We start from the raw sequence: 1444 nt of genomic DNA, 5'->3' as shown, positions 1-1444 counted from the left end.
GAAGTTGTTGCGTAGTGCTTGGTGACCAGGACGGCTGGGGCACCAATAGGTTGTCAAAGGCCGAGTCGATTTTGGGGACTGGGATGTCCCAAAATCTTTCACGAGGTCGAAGACACGCTTGAGCTGATCGAAATCCGGAAATAACAGCTCCATGGGCATGCCGGGGGTGCGTTTGTCGATCAGCTCGCCCAGCACGTTGCGGTAATCGGTACTCACTTGCAGATCGCCCTTGCCGTAGAGATCCTGGTCCCTCAGTCCGGGCCAGTCGTGGTAGACCCTGCCGCCGTTGACGTTGCCGCCCAGGGTCAGCATGAAACTGGCATGGCCGTGATCCGTGCCGGCGGAACCGTTCTCGTAGGCGCGGCGGCCGAATTCGGTCATGGTGACCAGGGTGATCCTGTCCATCTCTGTACCCATGTCCGTGTGGAATGCCGCCAGGCTCTGGGCAAGCTCGGGCAGGAGGTTGTCCAGGGTGGCTGATTCGCCCTGGTGGGTGTCCCAGCCGCCGAGACTCAGTGCCGTCGCCCGTACTCCCACGTCCGCGCGAATGAGCTGCCCGACGGCCTGCAACTGGGCGCCGAAGCCAGTGTCGGGGTATGTGGCGCCGTTCTGTGGCGGATACTGCGCGGGATCAGCCGCAGCCAGGGTGTCCACGGCGGCCAGGGTGTCACGGGCGCCGTTTTCCAGCGGACTGTCTCCTGCATACAATGCCTGCAGCAGGGCTTCGGTTTCGGCTTTCTGCGCCTCGGGGACCAGCAGGGAGAAGTCCTCGATGCGGTTCATGGCGATGGTGGAGGCATCGTGAGCCAGGGTGCGTGGTGCTGCATTTCCCATGCCCAGGGCGTGGAAGACGCTGAAGCTGTCATCCATGCGGTAGTCCAGGTAACGCCCCAGCCAGCCGCTGAAGCTGCCGCTGTTGCCGGTAAGGCCGCGCTCCATGAGATCCTGGGCTTCGAAGTGGGAGTGGCTGGGAGAGGGCGAGCCACAGGCATGGATGACGGCCAGTTCCCCGGACTGGTACAGGGGCAGCAGGGCGACCATACCCGGATGGAAACCGAAGAAACCATCGAGGTCCAATGCGCCCTGTTCATTTCCCGGCGGTGCGATGGCCAAGCCGGGGCGCAGGCGGTAGTAGTCGCTATCCCCGTGGGGTGGAATTATGTTGAGACCATCGGCGGCGCCTCTGAGAAACACGCTGATGATGTCGTCGGCGCTGTCGCTGGCATCGGCGGCAAGCAGCAGGCGGGGCGCCAGGGCGCTGGCGGAACCCAGGCCGGTGATTTTCAGGAAATTTCTGCGGGAAAGTTTCATCGTCGGCTTCTCCTCTAGCAGGCTGTTGAAAAACACCCAAATCTGAGAAAATATCACTAAGAATTGAACGAGAAGCAAAAGTACCATGCGTGGTCCCGATATTCATCAAGATACGTTATTCAGCACGGTAAGT

At 61.1% G+C, this 1444-nt stretch carries 1 protein-coding gene; it reads right to left on the bottom strand.

Annotated features, from left to right (window positions below; translation table 11 throughout):
• Nucleotides 1-1311: DUF1501 domain-containing protein (locus tag ACOCD2_RS19825; RefSeq protein ID WP_293653213.1), on the bottom strand; the 1311-nt coding region annotated here is incomplete at its 3' end.
• Nucleotides 1312-1444 lie beyond the last annotated feature (133 nt).

The sequence above is a fragment of the Thiolapillus sp. genome (genome assembly GCF_048562965.1).
Lineage (GTDB): Bacteria > Pseudomonadota > Gammaproteobacteria > Chromatiales > Chromatiaceae > Thiolapillus > Thiolapillus brandeum_A.
This window is presented reverse-complemented; position numbering and strand designations above follow the sequence as displayed.